General features: G+C 61.8%; 16 protein-coding genes, 2 tRNA genes and 1 pseudogene. 7 read left to right on the forward strand and 12 right to left on the reverse strand.

The window, feature by feature from the left end; all coding sequences use genetic code 11:
- The first annotated feature begins 108 nt into the window (after nucleotides 1–108).
- From panB to KDB76_RS24675, 6 genes are all read left to right on the forward strand, one after another.
- Nucleotides 109–909, forward strand: coding sequence for a 3-methyl-2-oxobutanoate hydroxymethyltransferase (gene panB, locus KDB76_RS24650; protein WP_023661348.1), 801 nt, complete (start codon nucleotides 109–111; stop codon nucleotides 907–909).
- A complete protein-coding gene (gene panC / locus KDB76_RS24655; RefSeq protein WP_013974275.1) occupies nucleotides 906–1,769 on the forward strand; it encodes a pantoate--beta-alanine ligase in 864 nt (287 codons plus the stop codon). The genes panB and panC overlap by 4 nt, the downstream gene beginning before the upstream one ends.
- A 263-nt stretch (nucleotides 1,770–2,032) precedes the next feature.
- Complete coding sequence (gene pgi, locus KDB76_RS24660) at nucleotides 2,033–3,697, forward strand: glucose-6-phosphate isomerase (protein ID WP_024087758.1); 1,665 nt, start codon at nucleotides 2,033–2,035, stop codon at nucleotides 3,695–3,697.
- A 136-nt stretch (nucleotides 3,698–3,833) separates the two neighbouring features.
- Nucleotides 3,834–5,768, forward strand: a complete 1,935-nt coding sequence (gene acs / locus KDB76_RS24665; protein WP_013974278.1) for an acetate--CoA ligase — start codon at nucleotides 3,834–3,836, stop codon at nucleotides 5,766–5,768.
- 42 nt (nucleotides 5,769–5,810) lie between these two features.
- Nucleotides 5,811–6,680, forward strand: a complete 870-nt coding sequence (locus KDB76_RS24670) for an oxygenase MpaB family protein (RefSeq protein WP_013974279.1) — start codon at nucleotides 5,811–5,813, stop codon at nucleotides 6,678–6,680.
- A 78-nt stretch (nucleotides 6,681–6,758) separates the two neighbouring features.
- Complete coding sequence (locus tag KDB76_RS24675) at nucleotides 6,759–9,695, forward strand: DUF748 domain-containing protein (RefSeq protein WP_013974280.1); 2,937 nt, start codon at nucleotides 6,759–6,761, stop codon at nucleotides 9,693–9,695.
- A gap of 121 nt (nucleotides 9,696–9,816) precedes the next feature.
- On the opposite strand, the gene KDB76_RS24680 is transcribed toward KDB76_RS24675, so the two are convergent.
- Nucleotides 9,817–10,230: a VOC family protein gene (locus tag KDB76_RS24680; protein ID WP_010955354.1), complete on the reverse strand. Its 414-nt coding sequence runs from the start codon at nucleotides 10,228–10,230 to the stop codon at nucleotides 9,817–9,819.
- 60 nt (nucleotides 10,231–10,290) lie between these two features.
- Between KDB76_RS24680 and KDB76_RS24685 the strand changes: the two are divergent.
- Nucleotides 10,291–10,595: pseudogene (locus KDB76_RS24685) on the forward strand (putative quinol monooxygenase).
- A gap of 78 nt (nucleotides 10,596–10,673) precedes the next feature.
- On the opposite strand, the gene KDB76_RS24690 reads toward KDB76_RS24685, so the two are convergent.
- The 11 genes from KDB76_RS24690 to secG all read right to left on the reverse strand — a co-directional run bounded on the left by KDB76_RS24690 (nucleotide 10,674) and on the right by secG (nucleotide 20,877).
- Nucleotides 10,674–11,024: a BON domain-containing protein gene (locus KDB76_RS24690; RefSeq protein ID WP_013974282.1), complete on the reverse strand. Its 351-nt coding sequence runs from the start codon at nucleotides 11,022–11,024 to the stop codon at nucleotides 10,674–10,676.
- Nucleotides 11,025–11,287: 263 nt separating this feature from the next.
- Nucleotides 11,288–13,393 carry a polyribonucleotide nucleotidyltransferase gene (pnp, locus tag KDB76_RS24695; RefSeq protein ID WP_013974283.1) on the reverse strand — a complete coding sequence of 702 codons (2,106 nt, stop codon included), beginning with the start codon at nucleotides 13,391–13,393 and terminating at the stop codon, nucleotides 11,288–11,290.
- A 250-nt stretch (nucleotides 13,394–13,643) separates the two neighbouring features.
- Nucleotides 13,644–13,913, reverse strand: a complete 270-nt coding sequence (rpsO, locus tag KDB76_RS24700) for a 30S ribosomal protein S15 (RefSeq protein WP_003249971.1) — start codon at nucleotides 13,911–13,913, stop codon at nucleotides 13,644–13,646.
- Between the two features lie 147 nt (nucleotides 13,914–14,060).
- The gene (truB, locus tag KDB76_RS24705) at nucleotides 14,061–14,978 is read right to left on the reverse strand and encodes a tRNA pseudouridine(55) synthase TruB (protein ID WP_013974284.1); all 918 of its coding nucleotides are present in this window, start codon (nucleotides 14,976–14,978) and stop codon (nucleotides 14,061–14,063) included.
- A 3-nt stretch (nucleotides 14,979–14,981) separates the two neighbouring features.
- Nucleotides 14,982–15,380, reverse strand: a complete 399-nt coding sequence (rbfA, locus tag KDB76_RS24710) for a 30S ribosome-binding factor RbfA (RefSeq protein ID WP_003258061.1) — start codon at nucleotides 15,378–15,380, stop codon at nucleotides 14,982–14,984.
- A 116-nt stretch (nucleotides 15,381–15,496) separates the two neighbouring features.
- Nucleotides 15,497–18,037: a translation initiation factor IF-2 gene (infB, locus tag KDB76_RS24715; RefSeq protein WP_024087764.1), complete on the reverse strand. Its 2,541-nt coding sequence runs from the start codon at nucleotides 18,035–18,037 to the stop codon at nucleotides 15,497–15,499.
- A 27-nt stretch (nucleotides 18,038–18,064) separates the two neighbouring features.
- Complete coding sequence (gene nusA, locus KDB76_RS24720; RefSeq protein ID WP_003258062.1) at nucleotides 18,065–19,546, reverse strand: transcription termination factor NusA; 1,482 nt, start codon at nucleotides 19,544–19,546, stop codon at nucleotides 18,065–18,067.
- Nucleotides 19,547–19,605: 59 nt separating this feature from the next.
- The gene (gene rimP, locus KDB76_RS24725) at nucleotides 19,606–20,064 is read right to left on the reverse strand and encodes a ribosome maturation factor RimP (RefSeq protein WP_003249960.1); all 459 of its coding nucleotides are present in this window, start codon (nucleotides 20,062–20,064) and stop codon (nucleotides 19,606–19,608) included.
- 130 nt (nucleotides 20,065–20,194) lie between these two features.
- Nucleotides 20,195–20,271: transfer RNA gene (locus KDB76_RS24730), tRNA-Met, on the reverse strand.
- A 100-nt stretch (nucleotides 20,272–20,371) separates the two neighbouring features.
- Nucleotides 20,372–20,457 (reverse strand) — tRNA-Leu (locus tag KDB76_RS24735).
- 21 nt (nucleotides 20,458–20,478) lie between these two features.
- Entirely contained in the window at nucleotides 20,479–20,877 is a 399-nt protein-coding gene (gene secG, locus KDB76_RS24740) for a preprotein translocase subunit SecG (protein WP_015271857.1), read from the reverse strand.
- Between the last annotated feature and the right edge of the window lie 4 nt (nucleotides 20,878–20,881).

The raw sequence follows: 20,881 nt of genomic DNA on the forward strand, positions 1-20,881 counted from the left end.
GACGGACCTGTGCCCGAACATCACGCGCGATGATGTGCCGCTCCGGAAAATGACTACACGCGTTGAATGCAGTCGTTTCTTACAGCGCCTGAACGAGGAATTTCCTACATGCCTGAAGTAACCCTGACCACCCTCAATGGCCTCAAGGCCAAGGGTGAAAAAATCACCATGCTGACCTGCTACGACGCGACCTTCGCCAAGGCTGCCAGCCAGGCCGGTGTCGAAGTGTTGCTGGTGGGCGACTCGCTGGGCATGGTCCTGCAAGGCCACGACAGCACACTGCCGGTGACCACCGCAGACATGGCCTACCATACAGCCAGCGTTAAACGTGGCAACGACGGTGCGCTGATCCTTGCCGACCTGCCGTTCATGGCGCACGCTACACCAGAGCTGGCCTTTGCCAACAGCGCCACGCTGATGCAGGCCGGCGCCCACATGATCAAGATCGAAGGCGCTGCCTGGCTGGCCGAGACCATCCGCCTGCTGGCCGAGCGTGGCGTGCCAGTATGCGCGCACATGGGCCTGACACCGCAGACTGTCAACGTGATGGGCGGCTACAAGGTCCAGGGCCGCCAGGAAGCCCAGGCCCGGCAGATGCGCGCCGACGCGATCGCCCTGGAACAGGCCGGTGCAGCCATGCTGCTGCTCGAATGCGTGCCCAGCGAACTGGCGGCGGAAATCACCAGTGCCGTATCCATCCCGGTGATCGGCATTGGGGCTGGCAACGGCACCGATGGCCAGGTCCTGGTCCTGCACGACATGCTCGGCCTGTCGCTGAGCGGTCGCGTACCGAAGTTCGTGAAGAACTTCATGCAAGGCCAGCCGGATATCCACAGCGCCCTCGTCGCTTACGTCGAGGCGGTCAAGCAAGTCAGCTTCCCAGGCAGCGAACACGGGTTCAGTGCATGAATACAGTCAAGACCGTCCGTGAACTGCGCGCCGCAGTCGCCCGCGCCCGCGGTGAAGGCAAGCGCATCGGCTTCGTGCCTACCATGGGCAACCTGCACAGCGGCCATGCCGCCCTGGTGACCAAGGCTGCACAGCGCGCCGATTTCGTGGTCGCCAGCATCTTCGTCAACCCGCTGCAGTTCGGCGCCAACGAAGACCTCGACAAGTACCCGCGCACCCTGGCCGCCGACCAGGAGCGCCTGCTCCAGGCTGGCTGCAATCTGCTGTTCGCGCCCAGCGTCGAAGAGATGTACCCCGACGGCATGAGCGTGCAAACCCGCGTCAGCGTACCCCACCTTTCCGAAGGCCTGTGCGGCGCCAGCCGGCCCGGTCATTTCGAAGGCGTAGCCACCGTGGTCAGCAAGCTGTTCAACATGGTCCAGCCCGACCTTGCCGTGTTCGGTGAAAAGGACTTCCAGCAGCTGGCGGTGATCCGCGCCATGGTGCGCGACCTGAACATGCCGATCCAGATCATCGGCGAGCCCACCGTGCGGGCCGAGGACGGCCTGGCGCTGTCGTCGCGTAACGGCTACCTCACGCCGGAGCAGCGTGCTACGGCACCTGCGCTGTACCGCACGCTGCAGCATATCGCTGGAGCCATCCGCCATGGCCAGCGGGACTTTGCCGCACTGGTTGCCGAAGGCAAGGCGCAGTTGACCGCCGCGGGTTTCCGCCCGGATTACCTTGAGGTGCGTCATGCGGTAAGCCTGCGACCCGCGATGATCGATGATCGTGATCTGGTGGTGATTGCGGCGGCTTACCTGGGTAACACACGGTTGATCGACAACCTGTACCTTCATCTGGAAGAGAAGACCGCGTAACGGCCCGGGGCTGCCTTGCAGCCCATTCGCCGGCAAGCCAGCTCCCACCCCGACCGCATCGGCCTCGAGCCATGCGCTATCCCTGTGGGAGCTGGCTTGCCGGCGATGAGGCCAGTACAGGCAATACAAGACAGTTGCTTCCCCCAAATTCCCCCGCCTTACCCATTCCCTGCAAGTGGCCTTTGCCTATAATGGTGCCAGCCTGAACCCGGCAATGAGTGCCGTGTCCAAGGTCTCATCACGCACCAAGGGAACCCCGCGCAATGGCGTATTACCGTACACCCCACGATGTCACGGCCCTGCCCGCCTGGCAGGCGCTTCAGCAACACCGCGACGCCATGCAAGGTTTCAGCATGCGCGAAGCCTTCGCCGCCGATACCAAGCGCTTCGAGCAGTTTTCCTTGAGCTGCTGCGGCCTGTTCCTCGACTACTCGAAAAACCTGATCACCGAACAAAGCCGCGACCTGCTCGTGAACCTGGCCAACGAAGTGGGCCTGCAGGACGCCATCAAGTCGATGTTCAGTGGCGAAATCATCAACGCCTCCGAAGGTCGCCCGGTGCTGCACACCGCCCTGCGCCGGCCGGTAGGCGACAAGCTCAGCGTCAACGGCGTGAACGTCATGCCGGAAGTACACAAGGTACTCAACCAGATCACCGAACTGGTCGGCCGCATTCACGACGGGCTGTGGCGCGGCTACAGCGAAAAACCGATCACCGACGTGGTCAACATCGGCATCGGCGGCTCGTTCCTCGGCCCCGAACTGGTGTCCGAGGCGCTGCTGCCCTACGCCCAGCGCGGCGTGCGCTGCCACTACCTGGCGAACATCGACGGCAGTGAGTTCCACGAGCTGTCGGCCAACCTGCGCGCCGAAACCACCCTGTTCATCGTCTCGTCGAAGTCGTTCAACACCCTCGAGACCTTGAAGAACGCAATGGCCGCGCGTACCTGGTACCTGGCCCAGGGCGGCTCGGAAGCCGAGCTGTATCGCCACTTCATCGCCGTTTCCAGTAACAAGGCCGCCGCCGTGGCCTTCGGCATCCGCGAAGAAAACATCTTCCCGATGTGGGACTGGGTGGGCGGGCGCTACTCGCTGTGGTCGGCCATCGGCCTGCCGATCGCCCTGGCCATCGGTACCGCCAACTTCAAGGAACTGCTGTCCGGTGCCTACACCATGGACCAGCACTTCCAGACCGCGCCGTTCGACAAGAACATGCCGGTGCTGCTGGCCCTGCTGGGCGTGTGGTACGGCAACTTCTGGGGCGCCCAGAGTCACGCGATCCTGCCGTACGACCACTACCTGCGCAACATCACCAAGCACCTGCAACAGCTGGACATGGAGTCCAACGGCAAGAGCGTGCTGCAGGACGGCACCCCGGTGAAGACCGACACCGGTCCGGTTATCTGGGGCGGCGTCGGCTGCAACGGCCAGCATGCCTACCACCAGCTGCTGCACCAGGGCACTCAGCTGATTCCGGCCGACTTCATCGTGCCGGTGGTGAGCTTCAACCCGGTGGCCGACCATCATCAGTGGCTGTACGCCAACTGCCTGTCGCAGAGCCAGGCGCTGATGTTGGGCAAAACCCGCGAGGAAGCCGAGGCAGAGCTGCGTGGCAAAGGCCTGAACGAAGCGGACATCGAAAAGCTGGCCCCGCACAAGGTGATCCCGGGCAACCGCCCGAGCAACACCCTGGTGGTGGAACGCATCAGCCCGCGCCGCCTGGGCGCGCTGGTGGCGATGTACGAGCACAAGGTGTTCGTGCAGAGCGTGATCTGGGGCATCAACGCTTTCGACCAGTGGGGCGTGGAGCTGGGCAAAGAATTGGGCAAGGGCGTTTACCAACGCCTGGTCGGCAGCCTGGAAGACAGCGCCGAAGATGGTTCCACCCAAGGCCTGATCAACTACTTCCGCGGCCGTCACCGCGGTTGATCTGAAACCTTCGCCAACTTCTTCGCGGGCTCGCCCGCGAAGAGGCCGGCTCAGGTTGAACACCTCTCCCAGCTACACTGTCCTATCGAATAGCCGTTGCAGTCCATCGCCCCTTACAAGAGCAGGACCACCCGCCATGTTCGATATCCGCAACTACCCCCAGGCCCTGGCCGTCAGCCAGTCCGCCGCCCTCACCCCCGACGAGTACCGCCGCCTCTACCGCCAGTCGGTGGATGACCCCGACACCTTCTGGGCCGAACAGGCCAAGCGCCTGGAATGGATCAAACCCTGGTCGAGCGTGCAGCAATGCGACCTGAAGACCGGCAGCGCCCGCTGGTTCGACGGCGCCCAGCTCAACGTCAGCTACAACTGCATCGACCGCCACCTGGCCCGACGCGGCGAACAGACCGCCCTGCTGTGGGAAGGCGATGACCCCAAGGATTCCAAGGCCATCACCTACCGCGAACTGCACCGCCAGGTCTGCCGCCTGGCCAATGCACTGAAAGCACGCGGGGTGAAGAAAGGCGACAGGGTGTGCATCTACATGCCGATGATCCCCGAGGCCGCCTTCGCCATGCTTGCCTGCACCCGCATCGGTGCCATCCACTCGGTGGTGTTCGGCGGCTTCTCGCCCGATGCCTTGCGCGACCGTATCCTCGATGCCGACTGCCGTACGGTGATCACCGCCGATGAAGGTGTGCGCGGCGGCAAACGCATCCCACTGAAACAGAACGTCGACAAGGCCCTGGCCAGCTGCCCCGCGGTCAGCAGCGTATTCGTGGTGCGCCGTACCGGCGGCGATGTCGTCTGGGCCGAAGGCCGTGACCTCTGGTACCACGAGGCAACGGAAAAAGCCGGCGACGACTGCGTTCCCGAGCCGATGGGTGCAGAAGACCCGCTGTTCATCCTCTACACCTCCGGCAGCACCGGCAAACCCAAAGGCGTGCTGCACACTACCGGCGGCTACCTGCTGCAGGCCACCCTCACCTTCAAGGTGGTGTTCGACTACCGTGATGGCGAGGTGTTCTGGTGCACCGCCGATGTCGGCTGGGTGACCGGCCACAGCTACATCGTCTATGGTCCGCTGGCCAATGGCGCGATCTCGCTGATGTTCGAAGGCGTGCCCAACTACCCGGACACCTCGCGCTTCTGGCAAGTGGTGGACAAACACAAGGTGAACATCTTCTACACCGCCCCGACCGCCCTGCGCGCGCTGATGCGCGAGGGCTCCGCGCCGCTGCAGAGTACTTCACGCCAGAGCCTGCGCCTGCTGGGCAGCGTCGGCGAGCCGATCAACCCGGAAGCCTGGGAGTGGTATTTCGAAGAAGTCGGGCAAAAGCGCTGCCCCATCGTCGATACCTGGTGGCAGACCGAGACAGGCGGCATCATGCTCACCCCGCTGCCCGGCTCGCAGTCGCTCAAGCCCGGCTGTGCCACCCAGCCCATGTTCGGCGTACAACCAGTGCTGCTGGACGAAAAGGGCAAGCTCATCGAGGGCCCCGGTGCCGGCCTGCTGGCGATCAAGGCCAGCTGGCCCGGGCAGATCCGAAGTGTCTATGGCGACCATCAGCGCATGGTCGACACCTACTTCAAGCCGATGCCCGGCTATTACTTCACCGGCGACGGTGCCCGCCGCGATGCCGATGGAGACTACTGGATCACCGGGCGTATCGATGACGTGATCAACGTTTCCGGTCACCGTATCGGTACCGCCGAAGTGGAAAGCGCGCTGGTGCTGCATGACAGCGTTGCCGAAGCGGCGGTGGTCGGTTACCCCCACGACCTCAAGGGCCAAGGCGTTTACGCTTTCGTCACACCGATGAATGGTGTAACGCCGGACGACGCGCTCAAGGCCGAGCTACTGGCCCTGGTCAGCAAGGAAATCGGCAGTTTCGCCAAACCCGAGCTGATCCAGTGGGCTCCGGCGCTGCCCAAGACACGCTCAGGCAAGATCATGCGGCGTATACTGCGCAAGATCGCCTGCAACGAACTCGACAACCTGGGCGATACCTCGACCCTGGCCGACCCCAGCGTGGTGCAGGGCCTGATCGACAAACGCCTCAACCAGTAACCGGCGGCCGTTGCCCATGGCCGCCCTGAACCACAGGTCGCCATGGAAGCCCTTCGCCGCCGCATCGAAACCCAGGTCATGAGCCTTACAGGGCTGGCCCTCGGCCAGCTCGACCTGGAATCGCCCAAAGGCGACCCCGGCCTGTTCGGCCCGCACAGCATCAGCTGGCGGGTACATGGCGACTTCCCGAGCATGCTGGTCGGTGGCATCAGTGCCCTCATGCTGCAGTTGCTGCACCCACTGGCCCTGGCCGGGGTGTGGGACCATTCCAACTTCCGTGAAGACCTGCTCGGCCGCCTGCGCCGCACCAGCCAATTCATCTCCGGCACCACCTTCGGCGCCACCCGCGATGCCGAGTGGCTGATCGACAAGGTGCGCACCATCCACCTGCAGGTGACAGGCACCGCGCCGGATGGCCGCCCATATGCGGCCAGCGACCCTGACCTGCTGACCTGGGTGCACGTGGCGGAAGTCAGCAGCTTTCTCGCCGCCCACCTGCGTTACCGCAACCCGCAACTAGCGCGCGCCGAGCAGGATGCCTACTACGCAGAGATCGCATTGATTGCCGAGCGCCTTGGCGCCCGCGACGTGCCGCGCTCGTGCCAGCAGGTCGAGGACTATCTGCAGCACATGCGCCCACAGTTGCACTGCGACGCCCGCAGCCATGAGGTGGTCGGCATCCTGCTCGATGCCCCCGCCCCCAGCCGCCTGGCACAGCCGGTGGGCAAGCTGATGCTACACGCCGGCATCGACCTGCTGCCGGCCTGGGCCCAGACCATGCTCGGGCTACAGCACGGTCCGTTGCAGCGGCGCATGATCCGCCTGGGCCTGCAACGCACTGCGCCAGTACTGCGCTGGGCGATGCGCGACGGCTCGGCGCACCGGGCCAAACGGCGCATGGGTATCGAATGAGGTCAACTGGTCGCCTCAGCGGAACTGATTTAACGTGCCATACTCCAAGCTCTCCTGCTTAGACAGACGAAGCGACACATGTACAAAGGATTGACTCGCGCCGCTGGCGCACTGCTGGCCCTGGTAGCCCTCTACAGCCTTCTTGGCTTTTTCGTTCTCCCCGGTGTCGCGCTGCGCATCGCCAACCAACAGTTGGCCCAGTACGCAACCGTGCCTGCCCACCTCGATCGGATCGAACTCAACCCCTTCAGCCTCGAGCTGACACTGTGGGGCCTGCAGATCGGCGAGCCTGGCAAGGAGCAGGTCGGCTTCGACCGGCTGTACGCCAATCTTTCGCTCGACAGTCTATGGAGCGGTGCCCTGCACCTGGACGCAGTGGAACTGGTCAAACCGCGCAACGAAGTGCTGTTCGCCAAGGACGGTACTCTCAACCTGACCCGCCTGTTCAAACTGCCAGCCAGCGAAGCCAAGCCTGACGAGCCACCCAGCGACCCGTTCCCGCTACGCATCGGCAGCATCAAGCTCAGCGATGGTTACCTGCACTTCGAGGACCTGCGCCCGAGCGAGCCGATCGAGTTCCTCTACGACAACATGAACCTGGAGCTGAAAAACCTCAGCACCCTGCCCAACGACAATGCCGACATGACCCTGGTGGCCATCGGCCCCAACGGCGGGCGCATCGACTGGAAAGGCACCCTTAGCCTGGCGCCAATCGCCTCTGAAGGCACACTGAAGATCACCGAAGGCAAGATGAAGGCATTCTGGCCCTATGTGCGCGATGCCGTGCCACTGGTGCTGGAAGACGGCGTGGTCAGCCTCGACACCCACTACAAGCTCAACCTCGCCAAGCAGACCGAACTGTTGCTGGACAACGCGTCGGTGCGCATCGCCCCGTTTGCCATCAAGGCCCCGGATGGCCGCCCGCTGGCACGCCTGGCCAGCCTGGAAGTAAGCGAAACCTCGGTCGATCTGGTCAAGCAGCTGGTCACCGTGGGCAAGATCCGCAGCGAAAAACTGGAAACCTGGGCCGCGCTGGAAAAGGACGGCCAGCTCGACTGGCAGAAACTGTTCGCCAGCCAGCCGGCCAAGGCTACGCCGAAGGAAAAGGCCGAACCGGCCGCCGCCGAGCCCACGCCCGAACAGCAAGCCGCCAAGGAGCCGAGCAAACCCTGGCAGGTGCTGCTCAAGGACGTGCAACTGCGTAACTACCTGGTGCACCTGGCAGACCGTACTCAGAAGGAGCCGGTGGCCCTCGACGTCGGCCCGCTCAACGCCGACCTGCAAGGTTTCGACAGTCTCAACAAGTCGCCCTTCAACCTCAAGCTCGATACCGGCGTGGGCAAGCAAGGCAAGCTTCAGGCGGCCGGCCAGGTCAACCTGGCGCCCATCTGGGCCAAGCTGGACGTGAGCACCCGCGATATCGACCTGCGAGTGGCCCAGGCCTATATCAGCCCGTTCATCCTGCTGGAGCTGCGCAGCGGCATGCTCGCCAGCGACCTCAAGGTCGACCTGAAGAACACCGCACCACTGGCCTTCAGTGTCACCGGCAAGGCACAGGTCAGCCAGCTGCACACCCTCGACACCATCAAGAGCCGTGACTTCGTCAAATGGCAACAGGTGAACGTCGACGGCCTGTCCTACGTGCACGGCGATGCGCTGTCGATCGACAAAGTGACCCTGCTGCAACCCTATGCGCGTTTCATCATCAACGAAGACCGCACGACCAACATCAACGACCTGCTGATCCCGCAGCCGGCCGGCGCCCCGGCGACCAGCCAGTCCAAGCCGGCCTCCGCCGGCAACGACAAGCCGCTAGGCATCCACATCGGCCAGATCGACATCAACGACGGCTCGGCCAACTTCGCCGACCTGTCCCTCACCCCCAACTTCGCCACGGCCATCCAGCAGCTGAGCGGCCGGATCGGCACCATCGACAATCGCAAGCCGGTGCCGGCCAAGGTCGACGTCAAGGGTAAGGTCGACCGCTACGCGCCGGTCACCATCAAAGGCGCCCTCAACCCGTTCAACCCGCTGGCCAGCCTGGATATCGCCACCAGCTTCAAGCGGGTCGAGCTGACCACACTCACACCCTACTCCGGCAAGTTCGCCGGCTTCCGTATCCGCAAGGGCCGGCTCAACCTCGACCTGCATTACCTGATCACCAATGGCCAGCTGAAGGCCGAGAACAAGGTGGTGGTTGAGCAGTTGCAGTTGGGCGAGAAGGTCGACAGCCCGGACGCAGTGGACCTCCCTATCCGCCTGGCGGTGGCACTGCTGAAGGATACCGAAGGCAAGATCTCGATCGAGCTGCCAGTATCTGGAGACCTCAACAACCCGCAGTTCAGCGTGATGCCGATCGTCTGGCAAACCCTGCGCAACCTGGTGTTGCGTGCGGCGCAAGCGCCGTTCAAGTTCATTGGCGGGCTAGTTGCCGGCGGTGGCTCGGAAGATCTGGGCAATGTGTCCTTCGCCCCGGGCTCCAGCGAGCTTAGTGGCGACGCCCAGGCATCGTTGGACAAATTGGCGTCGGCCCTGAAGGAACGCCCGGAGCTGCGCCTGGAAATCGAAGGCACCAGCGCCCAGGCCAGCGACGGCCCGCTGATCGCCCAGCAGCGCCTGGAGCGTGAGTACCAGGCCACCTGGTACAAGATCCTGCAGCGCCGCGGTGACAAGGTGCCGGCCAATGCCTCGATGCTGGTGGTCGACGACAGCGAAAAACCGGCGATGCTCGAAGGCATCTACCGTAACCGCCTGAAGCAACAGCCGCCTGCGGAATGGGAGCAACTGGGCCGCGACGAGCGCACCGCCAAGCTGCGCGAGGCGGTGATCAAGTCCTGGGCCGAAAGTACTGCGCTGCTGCGCACACTTGGCCAGGAGCGGGCCAGCAGCATCAAGGATTACCTGGTAGACAAAGGCCAGCTGGAAGATGACCGGGTGTACTTCATCGATACCAGTCTGGGCCAGGCCGAGAGCGATGGTCGGGTGGTGACGCCGATGCATCTGGATGCCGAATAACTTCTACTAGCAGGTCTGGCCTCTTCGCGGGCTTGCCCGCTCCCACAGGTACTGCACAGGCCTTGAACTGTGTACGGTCCTTGTGGGAGCGGGCAAGCCCGCGAAGAGGCCGGTACAGGCTTCACACCAACCGCTGCCCCGACACCGCCGGGTGGTACAACGGCTGCACCTTGTTCCCTGCCGGGTCCAGCAGGTGGAAGCTGCGCGCCCCGTCACCATGGTTGAACGGCCGGTCCAGCAGGGTCACGCCATGGGCCTTGAAATACTGGTACCAGGCCTCCAGCTCCTCCACGCTATCGACGATGAACCCATAGTGGTCCAGGGTCTGCAAACCATTGGCCGCCCCTGCCCCGCGCCCCAGCGACAGGTTGTCGTTACCACAAGTGAGATATACCAGGTCTTCGTTGGCGCGGTTCAGCACCTCCATGCCCAGCACATCGACGTAGAAGCGTTCGCACTCCTCCAGGTTGGGCACCAACAAGGCAATATGGCGCAGGCCGTTCAGGCGACCAGGGCGTGCAGGCAATTCGGACATTGGCGAAGCTCCATTTTTGTATACAATTCAGTTGAGAATTTAAAACAAAAGGAGAGCCTTGTGTATAGCCTGTTCATCAAGACCCGAGTGAAGCCCGGTTGCGCCGAGGATTTTCTCACTGCGATCAAGGTCAATGCCGCAGCCTCTCAGTCGCCACTGAACCTGGTTGCCTGGCATTCGATGTGTCGCAAGACCGGGTCGACCCGGAGTTGATCTACCTGTACGAGATCTACCGCGACGATGCAGCCTATGAAGCGCATACCCAGACCGCGCACTTTCGCGATAGCCGGCCATTGGTCGAGCCGCTGATCGTCGAGCAAGAATGCTTCGAGAGTGATGTGATCGCGCGTAACCCGGTGTACTAGCCGCCAATGAAAAGCCCCGGCAAATAGCCGGGGCTCGGAGCGAAGGTGGCCAAATCCGTTTGGCCGACGGGACATTCCTTATTCGGCTTTCAGGCCGTCAGACATGACGCTTTTTACGCCTTTGATGTTCTTGGTGATGCGTACTGCTTCTTCTTTCTGGGATTGAGTGATCGCCACGTCAGACGACAGCGAGACGACGCCTTGGCTGGTCTCGACTTTGATGTCGCTGCCTGGAATACCTTTTTCAGTCAGCAGGTCCGCTTTCACCTTGGTAGTGATCCAGGTGTCGGAACCTTCCTGCTTGGCGTTATCCACGGTGTTGGCAGCCAACATGACTGGAGCCTGGGTTGGCTCCGCAGCGAATGCGCCGTTAGCCATGGTCAGGGTCAGGGCGGTAGCAGTAGCGGCAGCAATGGCGAACTTCTTCATGTGAGTCACTCCTGTTTTTCGAAAGGTCTGCGCCGTATGTCCTGGCGTCAGATATGGAGGTAGTTGCATGCGCTGTGCCAGCTTTTCCGTCTCGCTTGTTTCCTTTCAAATCAATAAGTTAGCGAAAAACCAGCATTCCCGTCGTCGTGCATTTTGCAATCTGCACGGTAAACCTGCATGCAAGATGCAAGTCCGCAAAAGGTTCCCTTTCGCCCATGAAAAAAGGGCCCCGAAGGGCCCTTTTCCTGTTGCGTGGCGGTCGCTTAGACGCCCGAGGCCTTCGCCGCGGCAACGTCCTTGATCGACAGCTTGATACGGCCGCGGTTATCCACGTCCAGTACCAGTACTTCGACTTCCTGGCCTTCTTTCAGGATGTCGGTGACTTTCTCGACGCGAGCATCGCTCAGCATGGAGATGTGCACCAGGCCGTCCTTGCCAGGCAGGATGTTTACGAACGCACCGAAGTCGACGATGCGCTCGACCTTGCCGACGTAGATCTTGCCGATCTCGGCTTCGGCGGTAATGCCCAGGATGCGTTGCTTGGCAGCATCTGCCGCTTCCTTGGTTTCGCCGAAGATCTTGATCGAGCCATCGTCTTCGATGTCGATCGAAGCCTTGGTCTCTTCGCAGATGGCGCGAATGGTGGCGCCGCCTTTACCGATGACGTCACGGATCTTGTCGGTGTCGATCTTCATCGCGATCATGGTCGGGGCGTTGGCCGACAGCTCGCTACGCGACTGGGCGATGATCTGGTTCATCTGGCCGAGGATATTCAGGCGCGCTTCCAGGGCCTGGCCCAGGGCGATCTCCATGATCTCTTCGGTGATACCGTTGATCTTGATGTCCATCTGCAGCGCGGTAACACCCTTGGCGGTACCGGCTACCTTGAAGTCCATGTCGCCCAGGTGGTCTTCGTCACCCAGGATGTCGGTCAGGACGGCGAACTTGTCACCTTCCTTGACCAGGCCCATGGCGATACCGGCAACCGGTGCCTTCATCGGTACACCAGCGTCCATCAGGGCCAGGGAAGCACCACAGACCGAAGCCATGGAGCTGGAACCATTGGATTCGGTGATTTCCGATACCACGCGGATGGTGTACGGGAACTCGCTGTCGCTCGGCAGCATGGCCTGCACGCCACGACGGGCCAGGCGGCCGTGGCCGATTTCACGACGGCCAGCGCCGCCCATGCGACCGCACTCACCCACCGAGAATGGCGGGAAGTTGTAGTGCAGCATGAACGGGTCTTTTTTCTCGCCTTCCAGGGTGTCCAGCAGCTGGGCGTCACGGGCAGTACCCAGGGTCGCAACGACCAGGGCCTGGGTTTCGCCACGGGTGAACAGCGCCGAACCGTGAGTCTTTGGCAAGACGCCGACTTCGATGTTCAGCGGGCGCACGGTGCGGGTGTCACGGCCGTCGATACGCGGTTTGCCGTTGACGATGTTCTCACGGACGGTGCGGTATTCCAGCTCGCCGAAGATTTCCTTGATGGCGCCGGCGGACGGGCCGGTCTCTTCGTTGCTCAGACGGGCAACAGCCTCGTCGCGCAGCTGGCCCAGGCGATTGTAGCGGTCAGCCTTCTGGGTGATGGTGTAGGCCTGCGAAACGGCTTCGCCGAACTCGGCGCGTACCAGGTTCATCAGCTCGACGTTGGCCGGGGCTGGCTGCCAGTCCCAGGTCGGCTTGCCGGCTTCGGCAGCCAGTTCCTTGACGGCCTGGATCACGGCCTGGAATTCGTCGTGGGCGAACAGCACGGCGCCCAGCATCTGGTCTTCGGTCAGCTCTTTGGCTTCCGACTCAACCATCAGTACAGCCGATTCGGTACCGGCAACGACCATGTCCAGGCTCGAGGCAGCCAGTTGCTCGTAGGTCGGGTTCAGCAGGTAGCCGGTGCTTTCGTGGAAGGCAACGCGAGCGGCGCCGATCGGGCCTTCGAAAGGAATGCCGGAGATGGCCAGGGCGGCCGAGGTACCGATCATCGCAGCGATGTCCGGGTCGGTCTTCTTGCTGGTGGAAACCACGGTGCAGACAACCTGCACTTCGTTCATGAAGCCTTCCGGGAACAGCGGACGGATCGGACGGTCGATCAGGCGCGAGGTCAGGGTCTCTTTCTCGGAAGGACGGCCTTCACGCTTGAAGAAGCCACCCGGGATCTTGCCGGCGGCGTAGGTCTTTTCCTGGTAGTGGACCGACAGCGGGAAGAAGCCCTTGCCTGGATCGGCCTGTTTGGCACCGACCACGGTCACCAGCACGGTGACGTCGTTGTCGACGGTAACCAGCACGGCGCCGGTTGCCTGACGGGCAATACGGCCCGTTTCGAGAGTAACGGTCGACTGACCGAACTGGAATGTCTTGATTACCGGGTTCACGGTTTCCTACCTTTTTTCAGTGGCTCTGGGGGAACTGGTTTCTTGCGAATTCTTGGGCAGAACGGGGAATCGGCCCCATTGACCGTCCAGATACAACACGAGGCTGGGAGCCTGGCACCAAGCGGAAAATCCGCTCAGCATTGCCAGGCTGCCAACCTCGGAGATACGCGTGGCGTGTCCAACGGCAGCACTGCAAAACAGCCCTGCCGAAGCCTGCGACACGCCATGCACACCACTGGCCAGGCCGCTATTAGCGACGCAGACCCAGGCGACCGATCAGGGCGCTGTAACGAGTGGTGTCTTTGCCCTTCAGGTAGTCCAGCAGCTTACGACGCTGGTTGACCATACGGATCAGACCACGACGGGAGTGGTGGTCTTTATCGTTGGCCTTGAAGTGGCCTTGCAGCTTGTTGATGTTGGCGGTCAGCAGAGCAACCTGCACTTCCGGGCTACCGGTATCGCCGGCGGCTTGCTGGTATTCGGCAACGATCTGAGCTTTTTCTTCAACGCTGAGGGCCATTTGGCTTCTCCTGATAACGGATCCCGCATGCGGGGTCCAATAGGCCAGGGACAAATCCCTGTATTAATAAAAAAGGTGTGACCGTGCCTACTGACAGCCACCCTTGGTGCCGTGGGGCCTGGCAATTGCCCGACCCCGCGGTTTCGGTCATTCCGACCGAATCAGCCGACGCGGCGCAATGCGCCCGTCTTCGCTCACTTCACCGATACCGATGAAGCGCGCATTGTGATCCTGTACCCGGACCATGCCAAATTGCGGCGCGTCCGGCGCGCGTACCGCCTGCCCATGCAGCCAGTAAAACGCACTGTGCTCGGACAGGCACACCAGTGGCCAGTCCTGCAGGCCGCTGTCCGAAGGCATCAGGAAGCGGTCGAGCGCTTCGTTGCCACCTTCGGCGTGGGCCTGTTCGAGTTCCTCGAGGGTGACCGTCTGTGCCAGCGCGAAAGGCCCGGCCTGGGTCCTGCGCAGCTCGGCGACATAGGCGCCACAGCCAAGGGCCTCACCGATATCCTCCACCAGGGTGCGGATATAGGTGCCTTTGCTGCATCCTACGCTCAGCCTTGCACGGGTGCCTTCGCACTCGAGCAACTCCAAGCGGCCAATAGTAACAGAACGCGCCTCGCGCTCCACTACCTCTCCTGCACGTGCCAGCTTGTAAAGCGGCTGGCCATCACGCTTGAGCGCCGAGTACATCGGCGGTATCTGGCTGATCTGGCCACGAAAACGCGGCAGCAGGGCCTCGATGTCGGCGCGACCAACGGTCACCTCACGGGTCTGCAGCACTTCACCTTCGGCATCGCCGGTGTTGGTAGTCTGCCCCATCTGCATGACCGTTTCGTAGCCCTTGTCGGAATCGAGCAGGTACTGCGAAAACTTGGTCGCTTCGCCAAAGCACAGCGGCAGCACGCCGGTTGCCAGCGGATCGAGGCTGCCGGTGTGACCGGCCTTTTCCGCATTGAGCAGCCAGCGCACCTTTTGCAGGGCGGCGTTGGAGGTGAAGCCCAGCGGCTTGTCGAGCAGGATGATGCCGCTGACGTTGCGGCGGATACGTTTGACCTGGGCCACCGCTTACTCCTCGGCGTCCAGCTTGTCGGCATCCTTGTGCAGACGGTCTTCGGCGACCGCGCGCTCGATCAGTGCCGACAGGTGGGCACCACGGCTGACGCTTTCGTCGAAGTGGAAGTGCAGTTGCGGCACGCTGCGCAGTTGCATCACACGGCCCAGGTGCAGGCGCAGGAAGCTCGCGGCGCTGGTCAGGGCCTTGAGGGTCTGCGGTACGGCGTCGGCGCCGTCCTGGCCCATCACGGTGATGAACACCTTGGCGTGGCCAAGATCACGGCTGACATCGACGGCAGTGATGGTCACCAGGCCGACGCGCGGGTCTTTGACTTCACGGCGGATCAGCTCCGACAGCTCGCGCTGCATCTGGTCGCCGATGCGTTGGGTACGGCTATATTCTTTTGCCATTCTTGCTACCTGTAACTTAAAGCGGCAAACGCCCGGTCAGGCTGAAGCCTGACCGGGCGCTACCTACTGAGGCGCTGCCCACCGCCCTGCGGCGGGGGCTGGCGCCCTGCTCACCCTTAAAGGGTACGAGCAACCTGGACTTTCTCGAAGACTTCGATCTTGTCGCCGACCTTGACGTCGTTGTAGCTCTTCACGCCAATACCGCACTCCATGCCGTTACGTACTTCGGAGGCGTCGTCCTTGAAGCGACGCAGCGACTCCAGCTCGCCTTCGAAGATCACAACGTCTTCGCGCAGTACGCGGATCGGACGGTTGCGGTACACGGTACCCTCGATGACCATACAGCCAGCGATGGCGCCGAACTTCGGCGAACGGAACACGTCACGTACTTCGGCGACACCCAGGATGTTCTCGCGAACATCGCTGCCGAGCATGCCGGTCAGGGCCTTCTTGACGTCTTCGATGATGTCGTAGATCACGTTGTAGTAACGCATATCCAGACCTTCCTGCTCGACGATCTTGCGCGCGCCGGCATCGGCACGCACGTTGAAGCCGAACAGTACTGCATTCGAAGCCAGCGCCAGGTTGGCGTCGCTTTCGGTGATACCACCGACGCCGCCACCGATCACGCGCACCTGAACTTCGTCGTTGCCCAGGCCCGACAGCGAACCCTGCAGTGCTTCCAGGGAACCACGCACGTCGGTCTTGAGGACGATGTTGAGGGTCTTCTTCTCTTCCTGACCCATGGTCTCGAAGATGTTTTCCAGCTTGCCGGCGTGAGCACGGGCCAGCTTGACCTCGCGGTACTTGCCTTGACGGAACAGGGCAACTTCACGGGCCTTCTTCTCGTCGGCAACCACGGACAGCTCGTCACCGGCTTCCGGGGTACCGTCCAGGCCGAGGATTTCGACCGGGATCGAAGGGCCGGCTTCCTTCACAGGCTTGCCGTTCTCGTCGAGCATGGCGCGCACGCGGCCATAGTTGGATCCGCACAGGACCATGTCGCCCTGACGCAGGGTACCGTCCTGAACCAGGATGGTCGCCACCGGGCCACGGCCCTTGTCCAGGCGAGATTCGACAACCACACCACGACCTGGAGCGGTCGGGGTAGCGGTCAGTTCCAGGATCTCGGCCTGCAGCAGTACAGCCTCGAGCAGTTCGTCGACGCCGGTACCCATCTTGGCCGAAACCTTGACGAACGGAGTATCACCACCCCAGTCCTCGGAGGTCACGCCTTCGACAGCAAGCTCGTTGCGGATGCGATCGATATCGGCACCCGGCTTGTCGATCTTGTTCACTGCAACCACCAGCGGAACGCCAGCTGCCTTGGCATGCTGAACGGCTTCGCGGGTTTGCGGCATCACGCCGTCGTCCGCCGCCACCACCAGGATGACGATGTCGGTAGCCTTGGCACCACGGGCACGCATTGCGGTGAACGCAGCGTGGCCTGGGGTATCGAGGAAGGTGACCATGCCGCGGTCGGTTTCCACGTGGTAGGCACCGATGTGCTGGGTAATACCACCGGCTTCGCCAGCGGCAACCTTGGCACGACGGATGTAGTCGAGCAGCGAGGTCTTACCGTGGTCAACGTGACCCATGACGGTAACGACCGGCGCACGCGATTCGACTTCACCTTCGAACTTCAGCGATTCGGCCAGGGAGTCTTCCAGGGCGGTATCGCTGACCAGGGTCACTTTGTGGCCCAGTTCTTCGGCGACCAGCTGAGCGGTTTCCTGGTCGAGCACCTGGTTGATGGTGACCGGGGTACCCAGCTTGAACATGAACTTGACCACTTCAGCGGCCTTGACCGACATCTGTTGGGCCAGTTCCGAGACGGTGATGGTCTCGCCGATGGTCACGTCACGGATGACTGGACCGGTCGGGTTCTGGAAGCCGTGCTGGTTGCGCTTCTTCAGCTTGCTCTTGCCACCGCGGCCACGGCGTACGCCATCGCTCTCTTCATCGGTGGTGCGCGGCGCGGCACGAGGAGTAGGAGCCTTTTCCTTCTCCTTGACCTTGACCTTGATCGACACGCGCGGGGCCTCGCCACGACGCTCGCCACCACGACGGTCTTCGTCACGGGTGCGGCCTTCGTTGCGACGAGCTTCGTCCTTCTTGCGCTCGGCAGCACGGGCTGCGGCGTCTTCGGACGCCGGGGCGTCGGCAACTACCGGGGCCGGGGCAGCGGCAGGTGCCGCCTCTGGCTTGGCGGCAGGCGCAGGGGCTGCAGCAGCGGTTTCGGCGGCCTGACGGCGAGCCTGCTCTTCGTTGCGCTGGCGAACTTCGGCCTCGACCTTCTCGCGAGCGGCGTTTTCAGCCGCGCGGCGCTCTTCCAGCTCACGCTTCTGCTCAGCCTGGATTTCTTCCGGGCTGCGCTGCACGAATACTTTCTTCTTGCGTACTTCTACGCTGATGCTCTTGCTACCGGCGACACGCAGGGTGCTGGTGGTTTTGCGCTGCAAGGTAATCTTGCGAGGCTCTTCCGCCTTGCTCTTGTGGCTGCTCTTCAAATGAGTCAGCAAGGTCTGCTTCTCATTGTCGGTCACTACCTGACCGGCGTCGGTGTGCGGCAGACCTGCCTCACGCATCTGCTGCAGCAGGCGCTCTACCGGTGCCTCGACCTCTTGGGCCAGTTCTTTCACCGTGACTTGCGTCATGCACTTCTCTCCTCAGGCCGCGCCTAATTACTCGAACCAGTGGGCTCGGGCGGCCATGATCAACTTGCCGGCACGCTCTTCGTCGATGCCGTCGATGTCGAGCAGATCGTCGATCGACTGCTCGGCCAGGTCTTCGCGGTTAACCACGCCGCGCACCGCCAGTTCCGCCGCCAGGTCCTTGTCCATACCCTCGAGGGAGAGCAGGTCGTCAGCCGGATGGGCGTCTGCCAGTTTTTCTTCGGTAGCGATGGCCTTGGTCAACAAACGGTCCTTGGCTCGAGCGCGGAGCTCGTTGACGATATCTTCGTCAAAGCCATCGATGTTGAGCATTTCTTCCAACGGTACGTAGGCAATTTCTTCGAGGCTGGTGAAGCCTTCGTCGACCAGCACTTGGGCCAGCTCCTCGTCGACTTCCAGTTCATCGATGAAATTGCGCAGGATGTCACCGGTTTCGGCCTGCTGCTTGGCCTGGATGTCCTTCTCGGTCATCACGTTCAGGGTCCAGCCGGTCAGCTGACTGGCCAGGCGAACGTTCTGACCGCCACGACCAATGGCCTGGGCCAGGTTGTCCTCGGCAACGGCGATGTCCATGGCATGGGCATCTTCATCAACGATGATCGCCGCGACTTCAGCCGGCGACATGGCGTTGATGACGAACTGCGCCGGGTTATCGTCCCACAGGACGATATCCACACGCTCACCACCCAACTCCCCGGATACGGCCTGGACGCGCGAACCACGCATGCCGATACAGGCGCCTTGCGGGTCGATGCGCTTGTCCTTGGAGCGGACGGCGATCTTGGCTCGCGAACCCGGATCACGGGATGCAGCCATGACTTCGATGAGGCCCTCGGCAATTTCCGGCACTTCGATGCGGAAAAGCTCGATCAGCATCTGTGGCGCGGTGCGCGACAGGATCAGCTGTGGGCCACGGTTCTCGGTGCGAATTTCCTTGAGCAGCGCACGCAGGCGCACGCCAACACGGAAGGTCTCGCGCGGAATGATGTCTTCGCGGGCCAGCAGGGCCTCGGCGTTGTTGCCCAGGTCAACGATGACGTTGTCGCGGGTAACCTTTTTGACGGTACCGGAGATGATCTCGCCAACGCGCTCGCGGTAGGCATCGACCACCTGGGCACGCTCGGCCTCACGGACCTTCTGCACGATGACCTGCTTGGCGGTCTGGGCGGCAATACGACCGAATTCGATGGACTCGATCTTCTCTTCGATCACGTCACCAACCTTGGCTTCAGGGTGGGTTTCGTGAATCTTGCTCAACCAGGTCTCGATCGCCGGATCATCAAGATCGGCTTCGTCGACCACGGTCCAGCGACGGAAGGTCTCGTAGCTACCGGTGTGGCGGTTGATTTCCACACGCAGGTCGACTTCGTCTTCAAAACGTTTTTTGGTTGCAGTGGCCAGTGCCACTTCCAGCGCTTCGAAAATGACGCCGGGCGGTACACCTTTTTCGTTGGATACCGATTCAACAACCAGCAGTACTTCTTTGCTCATCGTACGCCTCGCCTTGCGCAAGCCATTGGGCCCGGATAGTCCGCCGGGCCCGGCACGTCTCAGTCAAAACTGGGAATAATATTGGCCTTGTCGATCGAGTCGATCGGCAACAGGAATTCTTGATTGTCCACCTGGACCACCACATCCTGCTCCTCCACACCGCGGAGAAGGCCCTGGAAGTTACGACGACCCTCGAAGGGTGAGCGCAGCTTGATCTTCACTTGTTCGCCGGCATGCGAGGCAAACTGTTCCAGAGTGAACAGTGGGCGATCCATGCCTGGAGAAGACACCTCGAGGGTGTATTCACTGCTGATCGGATCTTCCACATCGAGAATTGCGCTGGCCTGACGGCTGACCGCTTCGCAGTCGTCCACCAGGATGCCGCCTTCCTTGTCGATGTAGATGCGCAGTACCGAATGCTTACCCTGGGAAACGTATTCGATCCCCCAGCATTGATAGCCCAGACCCTCGACAACCGGGGCCAACAAGGCCTGCAACTGTTCTAGCTTGCTCGACACCTGAACCCCCTCGTGCATGCTGTGCAAATAAAAAATGGGCGAAGCGCCCATCCCTGAAAGCGCCGTTGGACAACGACGCCGAAAACTGTTCGGTTAGCAAAAAGCCCCTGAAAAGGGGCTCCGCTGAAGCTGGTTGCGGGGGCTGGATTTGAACCAACGACCTTCGGGTTATGAGCCCGACGAGCTACCAAGCTGCTCCACCCCGCGACAAAGCTGGGGCAAAAGTATAAGACCGAACCCTCTTGAGGGTCAAATCCGAACCTTCACCTGCAAGAAAGCCCGCTAAAGCGGGCTCTCAAGCTTTAATTGGTACCGAGAAGGGGACTCGAACCCCTACACCCTATGGGCACAACCACCTCAAGGTTGCGTGTCTACCAATTCCACCACCTCGGCAATACTACTACTTGAAACCCGTTACTTCTGCTCTTGTGCCGGAGGAGGTACATCACCCGTGTTAGGAGTGGTTTCGCTCTTCTGCTGCTGGAGCACCGGTACATCATCATTAACTGCCGGTTTCTGCGGCTCTTTCACTTCTAGCACTGCTGGATCTGGAAGACCTGCTTGGCTAAGCTGGTGAGCTTGTTGCTTCGCGAAGTATCCTAACCCAAGTGCTGTCAAAAAGAAAGTGGCAGCGAGTATAGCAGTTAATTTACTCAGAAACGTTGCAGAACCCTGGCTCCCGAACACGGTATTTGAAGCACCCGCGCCGAAAGATGCACCTGCTTCCGCACCTTTACCCTGTTGCAACAGAACCAGCACTACAAGCGACAGCGCTGCCAACAGATGAAAAACAACGATGACTGTTTCCAGCATTTGT

The organism is Pseudomonas sp. JS425, assembly GCF_018223845.1.
Classification (GTDB): domain Bacteria; phylum Pseudomonadota; class Gammaproteobacteria; order Pseudomonadales; family Pseudomonadaceae; genus Aquipseudomonas; species Aquipseudomonas asiatica.